The organism is Streptomyces sp. NPDC054765, assembly GCF_053612065.1.
Map to the genome: position 1 here is coordinate 1 of NZ_JBSHBP010000127.1, position 8761 is coordinate 8761.

General features: G+C 68.6%; 4 protein-coding genes. 3 read left to right on the top strand and 1 reads right to left on the bottom strand.

What is annotated here, in order from left to right; translation table 11 throughout:
- Window positions 1–47: 47 nt before the first annotated feature.
- The gene (eccCa, locus tag ACWGJY_RS36985; RefSeq protein WP_453265284.1) at window positions 48–4004 is read right to left on the bottom strand and encodes a type VII secretion protein EccCa; all 3957 of its coding nucleotides are present in this window, start codon (window positions 4002–4004) and stop codon (window positions 48–50) included.
- Between the two features lie 255 nt (window positions 4005–4259).
- On the opposite strand from eccCa, the gene eccD reads away from it, so the two are divergent.
- From eccD to ACWGJY_RS37000, 3 genes are all read left to right on the top strand, one after another.
- On the top strand, window positions 4260–5723 hold the full coding sequence (eccD, locus tag ACWGJY_RS36990; RefSeq protein WP_453265285.1) for a type VII secretion integral membrane protein EccD: 1464 nt from the start codon (window positions 4260–4262) through the stop codon (window positions 5721–5723).
- A 154-nt stretch (window positions 5724–5877) separates the two neighbouring features.
- The gene (rpsO, locus tag ACWGJY_RS36995) at window positions 5878–6165 is read left to right on the top strand and encodes a 30S ribosomal protein S15 (RefSeq protein WP_006602744.1); all 288 of its coding nucleotides are present in this window, start codon (window positions 5878–5880) and stop codon (window positions 6163–6165) included.
- A gap of 293 nt (window positions 6166–6458) precedes the next feature.
- Window positions 6459–8678, top strand: a complete 2220-nt coding sequence (locus ACWGJY_RS37000; protein WP_453265286.1) for a polyribonucleotide nucleotidyltransferase — start codon at window positions 6459–6461, stop codon at window positions 8676–8678.
- The last annotated feature ends 83 nt before the right edge of the window (window positions 8679–8761 follow it).

Genomic DNA, 8761 nt, shown 5'->3' on the forward strand with positions numbered 1-8761 from the left:
CCCCTCCTGGGTGGGGCGCCCCACCGCCGTTGCCGTGTGCGGGCCGGTCAGCGGCTGTTCGCCGGCAGCCAGCCCGTCTGGACCAGCTGCGCACCGCGCTTGCGCGTGATGAACGTCGCCCGGCCGGGCGTCAGGCTCTGGCCCTTGACGTTGCCCATCAGCGGACCCTCGGCCGGGTCGGCGGACAGGATCAGGCCCTGCGCGCCCAGCTCCTTCGTCCGCTGCATCACCGGCTCGAACGACGAGCGCCCGGCGCCCGAGGAGCTGCGCGCGATGATCAGGCGCAGACCCAGGTCACGTGCGAACGGCAGATACTCCAGCAGCGGCTGCAGCGGGTTGCCGCTGCTGGTCGCCACCAGGTCGTAGTCGTCCACGATCACGAACGCGTCCGGCAGGTCGTACCAGCTGCGGTTGCGCAGCTGCTCCGGCGTGACGTCCGGGCCCGGCATCCGGCGGCCCAGCGAACCGGCCAGACCGGTGATGACCTCCTGCAGCTGCGGTCCCGCGGCGCAGTACTTGTACATGTGGCTCTCGGGGATCTCCCCGAGCAGGGCACGGCGGTAGTCGGAGACCACCATGAGCGCCTTGTCGGACGGGTAGCGCGCGGCGATCTGCCGGGCCAGCAGCCGCAGCAGCGACGACTTGCCCGACTCGCTCCCGCCGTAGATGACCAGCAGCGGGTCGGTCTCGAAATCGATGAACGCCGGGGACAGCGTGGTCTCGTCGACACCGATCGCGATGCCGTGCTCCGGGTAGTCGCTGCCCTTGGGCAGCTCGTTGACGTGCAGCATCGTCGGCAGCATCCGCACCTTGGGGGCGGGCTCGCCCTGCCAGTGCTCGCTGACCGTCTCCACGAGGTTCGCCATGCCCTCGCTGAGCGTCTCCGGATCGCTCATCCCGTCCAGACGGGGCAGCGCCGCCAGGAAGTCGAGCTTCTCGGGGGACATCCCGCGGCCCGGCTTGCCCATCGGGACGTTCTCCGCGCGCTTGCGGTCGAACTCCGACTCCATCGGGTCACCCAGACGCAGCTCGACGCGGTTGAGGAGCTGGTCGCGCAGCGCGGGCCGTACCTCGGTGTAGCGCGAGCCCGCGATGATGAGGTGGACACCGAAGCCGAGACCCCGGCCGGCGATGTCCAGGATCACCGGGTCGAGCTGCTCGTAGTCGGTCTTGAAGGTCGCCCAGCCGTCGATGACCAGGAAGACGTCGCCCCACTTCTGGTCGGGGAAGGCGCCCGCGGCCCGCCGCTGGCGGTAGGTACCGATCGAGTCGATGTGGTGGGAGCGGAAGAACTCCTCGCGCTCGTTGAGGATGCCGACGACCTCGGCGACCGTACGGCGCACCTTCTCGGCGTCCAGACGCGAGGCGACACCACCGACGTGCGGCAGGCCCTCCATGGCGAGCATGCCGCCGCCACCGAAGTCGAGGCAGTAGAACTGCACCTCGGACGGTGTGTGGGTGAGGCTGAACGCGGCGATGGCGGACCGGATGAGCGTGGACTTGCCGGACTGCGGACCACCCACGACCAGACCGTGACCGGCACCGGCGGAGAAGTCCAGGTACATCACGTCACGCCGCTGTTCGAACGGCTTGTCCACCAGCGCGACCGGCACCACGAGCTTGCCGAGCGCGGTGTACTCCGGTGCGTGCACACCCCGTTCGGGCGTGACCGCGAGCGTCGGCAGCAGCTGGTTGACCGTGGGCGGCTCGTCCAGCGGCGGCAGCCACACCTGGTGCGCCGGCGGGCCCTGGCCCTGCATGCGCTGGACAATGACGTCGAGCACGGTGTCGGCGAGCGCGTCGTCCTGCTCCGGCTCGGCCGGTTCGACGGGGGTGGGGCCCTCGACGATCTGCTCGATGACCGGGGCCGCCGTGAACGGCACCGGCAGCCGGTTCGTCCGGCTCCCGCCGGGACCGCCGCCGGCACCGGGGCCGCGGTACGGGCCCGAGACATACGCGGCCTTGAACTGGACCATCGTCTCGGTGTCGTACTTGAGGATGCCGGAACCCGGGACGTTCGGCAGGTGGTAGGCGTCCGGCACACCGATCGCGGTCCGCGACTCGGCCGCGGAGAAGGTCCGCAGACCCAGCCGGTAGGACAGGAAGGTGTCCAGACCGCGCAGCTTGCCCTCCTCCAGCCGCTGCGAGGCGAGCAGCATGTGCACGCCCATGGAACGGCCGATACGGCCGATCTGGATGAACATGTCGATGAAGTCGGGCTTGGCGGTCAGCAGCTCGGAGAACTCGTCGAGCACCATCACCAGCGACGGCAGCGGGTCCAGCGGGGCACCCGCGGCACGCGCCTTCTCGTAGTCGGTGATGTTGGCGTAGTTGCCCGCCGAGCGCAGCAGCTCCTGACGGCGCTGGAGCTCACCGGTGATGGAGTCGCGCATCCGGTCGATCAGCGTGACGTCCTCACCGAGGTTGGTGATGACGGCCGCGACGTGCGGCATCTCCGACATACCGGTGAAGGTGGCGCCACCCTTGAAGTCCGCGAGGATGAAGTTGAGGGTCTCCGACGAGTGGGTGACCGCGAGCGCCAGCACCAACGTGCGCAGCACCTCGGACTTGCCGGAACCGGTCGCACCGACACACAGACCGTGCGGGCCCATTCCCTCCTGCGAGGCCTCCTTGATGTCGAGCATGACGGGCTGGCCGTCCTTGTCGACACCGATCGGCACCCGCAGCCGCTCGTGGAGCGTGCGCGGCCGCCAGGTACGCGCCACATCGACGGAACCGGCGTCACCGAGATTCAGCAGATCGGTGAAGTCCAGGTTCGACAGCAGTGGTTCCTCGCCGTCGGCGCCGGAGCCCGCCCGCAACGGGGCCAGCTGACGCGCCAGCGCCTCCGACTCGGCGATCGACAGGGTGTCGCAGACACCGTGGTAGACCGCGCCGCCGGCCGACTCCAGCACCAGCTTGCCCGGCCACACCTGCACGGCCAGACCGCCGCGGATCTCGTCCAGATCGCCCGGCACGACCTCCAGGATGGTGACACCCTGCAGGCCCTCGGTCCCGGCGATCACCGAATCCATCGGTACCTCGCCGCCGTCCAGCACGACCACCACATGCGGGGTGTCGGTCACCGGGGTGCCCTGCGGGTTGAACCGGCCGCGGCCGTCCAGCTCGTCCGCCAGCAGCTCCTCGATCTCACCGAGGTCGCCGACGACCAGCCGGCGGCTGCCCGCCCCGTCCGTGGACGTGTCCTGCACCTGCGGCAGCCACTTGGTCCACTCCCACTCCGCCTGCGCGCCGGGCGCGGCGACGACCGCCACCACCAGGTCCTCGGGCGAGTGCAGGGTGCACAGCTGGGCGATGAGGGCGCGCGAGGCGCCATAGACCGTGTCGGGGTCGCCGGAGACGGTCAGGTGGTAGAAGGCGCGCAGCGAGACCGCCAGCGGCAGATCGTCCAACTGCCCGTGCTTGTCGAGGAATTCCTTCATGGCATGCGCGGTGAGCGGCTCCAGCTCGTCGACCGGAGCGGTCTCCGGAGCCCGCAGGGGAGTGGACAGCTGCTGCGGTCCGAGCCCCAGCCGTACCTGCCCGAAGTCCGGATCGGTCGCCCGGCGTTCCCATACCCGTTTGCCCTCGGCCACGATCGACCACAACTGGCTCGGGTCGGGGTGGGTGAACAACTGGGCATCCCGCTGTTTGCGCGCGGTACGCCGTACCTCTTTCCGCTTCTGCGTAAGGTACTTCAGGTAATCCTGGCGTTCTTGGAGCATTTGCCCGGAAGGCCCTTGGCGGGCTTTGACGATCTGCACGATCGCCATTGCCAGAGTGGACGCCACCATAAAGCCGCCCATGATTTTCATGAACGGCTGGTTGCCCATGAACAGGAATCCCGCCGAAGACGCCATACCCATCATGGGCATAAGGGTCATCAGCATGTTCTCTGATTCGCCCTCACGCGGAAGCTCCGGAGGTGCCTCGAGTGTCACCTCCTCGGAGGGAACTTCGGGTGGCAGCGCGCGGGGCGGGCGCTTGACGATGACAACGCTCACCGAGGCATCAGTCCTTCATGCATCTCGCAGTCTCGGACCGCCCCCGTTGGATTCGACGGTCCCCCCGGACCAAGTGCTTGGCCCGAACCAGGCGTTGATCCTACTGTCAACCGTCAAGTCTCGGGGTGGGTGGGGCAGTCGCCGAATTGGACGGTACGCTGACGCCTCGCGAGCGTGCCGCAGCCCCGTAGTGACGGCTCTATATATACGGCGCGCGAAGCGACAAAACGCCCAACGGATAGGGGGAACCGCCAGGTGAGCACGAGCACTGGCACCGGCTTTTGCCGGGTCACAGTCGCCGCGCCGGATGCACGGATTGACGTGGCTCTGCCGGAGGACGTCGCACTCGTCGACATTTACCCGGAGATCCTGAGGCTCTCCGGTCAGTCGCAGGCTGAGGGCGCACCGACCGGATATCACCTAGTACGCCGCGACGGCACGGTTCTTGACGCCGGACAGTCGCTCGCACAGCAGCAGATTCTCGACGGCGACCTCCTTCTTCTGAAGCCGTTCGCCGAATCGCTGCCGCTCCCTGTCTTCGACGATGTCTCCGACGCCGTCGCCTCCGCGGTCAAGCGCAACCGCAACCGCTGGAGCGACGACCTCATGCATGTCGTCGGCCTCACCGCCGGTGTGCTGCTGCTCGTCATGATGGCGTTCGCCCTGTGGTTCTCGAACCCCGTCGACCGCGACATGCACCGCCTGCCCGGCATCATCGCCGGTGTCGTCGGCATCGTGCTGGTCGCGCTGGCCGGCGTGCGCGCCCGCGTCTACGACGACCACGGTTCCTCCATCGCGCTGGGCCTGGCCTCGCTTCCGCACCTGCTGCTCGCCGGTTCCGGCATCTTCCCCGTCGAAGCCGGCTCCGGCCCCGGCCGGCTGCACCTCCTCGTCGGCTGTGTGACGGTACTGATCGCCTCCGTACTCCTGGTGGTCCTGCTGCCGCGCGGTGACGCACCCTTCGTCGCCGCCGCGTTCCTGTCCGCCATGGGCACTCTCGCGGTCTTCGCCGCGATCCTCACCGACGCCGCGCCCCGTGAGGTCGCCGCCGTCACCGCCGTCGTCTCCATTGCCATGGTTGCCTGGCTGCCCGGCCTCTCCGCCCGCTTCGCCCGGCTGCCCATCGGCTACAAGTCGCCCGACCAGATCGCCAAGGGTTCCTACGACAACGGCGGCGAGACCGAGTCCGTCGACTTCGTCAAGATCGGCAACCAGGCCAAGCGCGGCCACGAGCTGCTGCTCGGCCTCGTCGCCGGCTGCGCCGCCCTGGTCGTCGGCTCGGCCGGTGCCGTCCTCGGCTTCTCCGACAACGGCTGGGCGCAGCTGCTGGCACTGGCCGCGGGCATCACGATCATGCTCCGGGCCCGGCTCTTCGACTACACCGCGCAGGTCGCCTGCCTGACCATCGCCGGCATCCTCACGATCGTCCTGCTCATCCTGGGCATCGCGCTGCACCCGCCGATGGACATCTTCGTCGACCTCGCCCGCTTCCAGGACTCCGGTCCGCTGAACATCCGCACCGTCTGGTTCTCCAGCAGCATCGCGGCGGGCGCCGCCCTCCTCGTCGGCGTCGGCCTGATCGTCCCCCGCAAGGGTGTCACCCCTTTCTGGGGCCGGATCTTCGACCTCTTCGACGGCCTGGTCCTGCTGTCCCTGGTGCCGCTGTGCCTGGCGGTCCTCGACGTGTACGGCAAGGTGCGCGGCCTCACGGGCAACTGAAGCCCTGCTCACCGGCCCGCCGGCGGCCCCCCGACCACCCGGTCGGGGGGCCGTTTTCAGCTGGTACGCTGTGTGACGGTCCGGTCGAGTCATCCAAGATTCCCTGTGAAGCAAACCAGGGGCGCTCACGGACCAAAACCAAGAGGAGTACCGCGTGTCGCTCGACGCCGCTACCAAGAAGCAGATCATGGCCGAGTTCGCCACCAAGGAGGGTGACACCGGCTCCCCCGAGGTCCAGGTCGCGATGCTCTCCCGCCGCATCTCGGACCTGACCGAGCACCTCAAGACCCACAAGCACGACCACCACTCCCGCCGTGGTCTGCTGCTGCTCGTCGGCCAGCGCCGCCGCCTGCTGCAGTACCTGGCGAAGAAGGACATCACGCGCTTCCGCGCGCTGGTCGAGCGCCTGGGCATCCGCCGCGGCGCGGCGGGCGCCAAGTAAGACGCTGTAAAGGGAGCGGTTCCTACCGGGAGCCGCTCCCTTTGCCGTATGCACCGAAGGCTCACGCCACCTCATGGTGGACGGAAGCTTTGTAGTCTGGTGCCATACCGCAAAACTGAACGCGGTAGGAGCGCCTCCTGGCCGCCGGTCCTCGGTAGTGGCCCCCGGACGATCCATGGACGCCATGTGTCATCACTCCGGGTGCTTCGATCGAAGACCGGCCCGCACCGGCGCTCCACCGAAGACGGTCCGCAGCCACACGGGCAGCGGACGCAGACGAGGAGATATTCCTGGTGGAGAACGAGACCCACTACGCCGAAGCCGTGATCGACAACGGCTCCTTCGGCACCCGCACCATCCGCTTCGAGACGGGCCGCCTGGCCAAGCAGGCCGCCGGCTCCGCCGTGGCGTACCTGGACGACGACACCATGGTGCTGTCGGCCACCTCCGCTTCCAAGACGCCGAAGGACCAGCTGGACTTCTTCCCGCTGACCGTCGACGTCGAGGAGCGGATGTACGCAGCCGGGAAGATCCCCGGTTCCTTCTTCCGCCGTGAGGGCCGTCCCTCCGAGGACGCGATCCTCACCTGCCGGCTGATCGACCGGCCGCTGCGCCCCTCCTTCAAGAAGGGCCTGCGCAACGAGATCCAGATCGTCGAGACGGTCATGGCGCTCAACCCCGACCACCTCTACGACGTGGTCGCCATCAACGCCGCCTCCTGCTCCACGCAGCTCGCCGGCCTGCCCTTCTCCGGCCCGGTCGGCGGCACCCGGGTCGCTCTGATCAACGGCCAGTGGGTGGCGTTCCCGACCCACAGCGAGCTCGAGAACGCCGTCTTCGACATGGTCGTGGCCGGCCGCGTCCTCCCGGACGGCGACGTCGCGATCATGATGGTCGAGGCCGAGGCCACCGAGAAGACCATCCAGCTGGTCAAGGACGGCGCCGAGGCCCCGACCGAAGAGGTCGTCGCCGCCGGTCTCGAGGCCGCCAAGCCCTTCATCAAGGTGCTGTGCAAGGCTCAGTCGGACCTCGCCGCCAAGGCCGCCAAGCCCGTCGGTGAGTTCCCGGTCTTCCTCGACTACCAGGACGACGTCCTGGAGGCGCTCACCGCCGCGGTCAAGGCCGAGCTCTCCCAGGCGCTGACGATCGCCGGCAAGCAGGAGCGCGAGGCCGAGCTGGACCGCGTCAAGGCCGTCGCCGCCGAGAAGCTGCTCCCGCAGTTCGAGGGCCGCGAGAAGGAGATCTCCGCCGCTTACCGTTCGCTGACCAAGAGCCTGGTCCGCGAGCGCGTGATCAAGGAGAAGAAGCGCATCGACGGCCGCGGCGTCACGGACATCCGTACGCTCGCCGCCGAGGTCGAGGCCATCCCGCGGGTGCACGGCTCCGCGCTCTTCGAGCGTGGCGAGACCCAGATCCTGGGCGTCACCACCCTCAACATGCTCCGCATGGAGCAGCAGCTGGACACCCTTTCCCCGGTGACCCGCAAGCGCTACATGCACAACTACAACTTCCCGCCGTACTCCGTCGGTGAGACCGGCCGCGTGGGTGCGCCCAAGCGCCGGGAGATCGGCCACGGTGCGCTCGCCGAGCGCGCCCTCGTGCCGGTGCTGCCGACCCGCGAGGAGTTCCCCTACGCGATCCGTCAGGTCTCCGAGGCGCTCGGCTCCAACGGCTCGACGTCCATGGGCTCGGTCTGCGCCTCGACCATGTCGCTGCTGAACGCCGGTGTGCCGCTCAAGGCCCCGGTCGCCGGTATCGCCATGGGCCTGATCTCCCAGGAGATCGACGGCCAGACCCACTACGTCGCCCTCACCGACATCCTCGGTGCGGAGGACGCCTTCGGTGACATGGACTTCAAGGTCGCCGGTACCAAGCAGTTCGTGACCGCGCTGCAGCTCGACACCAAGCTCGACGGCATCCCCGCCTCGGTCCTGGCCGCCGCGCTGAAGCAGGCCCGTGACGCGCGTCTGCACATCCTGGACGTCATGAACGAGGCCATCGACGTCCCCGACGAGATGTCCCCGAACGCCCCGCGGATCATCACCGTCAAGATCCCGGTGGACAAGATCGGTGAGGTCATCGGCCCCAAGGGCAAGATGATCAACCAGATCCAGGAGGACACCGGCGCCGACATCACGATCGAGGACGACGGCACGATCTACATCGGTGCCGCCGACGGCCCGGCCGCCGAGGCCGCCCGCGCCACGATCAACGGCATCGCCAACCCGACCATGCCGGAGGTCGGCGAGCGCTACCTGGGCACGGTCGTCAAGACCACCACCTTCGGTGCGTTCGTCTCCCTGCTCCCGGGCAAGGACGGCCTGCTGCACATCTCGCAGATCCGCAAGCTCGCCGGTGGCAAGCGCGTGGAGAACGTCGAGGACGTGCTCGCGGTGGGCGCCAAGGTCCAGGTCGAGATCGCCGAGATCGACCAGCGTGGCAAGCTCTCCCTGATCCCCGTGATCGAGGAAGAGGACGCAGCCGCGGACACGAAGGACGACGCCGCCAAGTGACGTCCCGTACGCACCGGGCGACGGCCCGCCCCTCTTCGGAGGGGCGGGCCCGCGCCCCGACACAAAACCATACAAAGGGCACC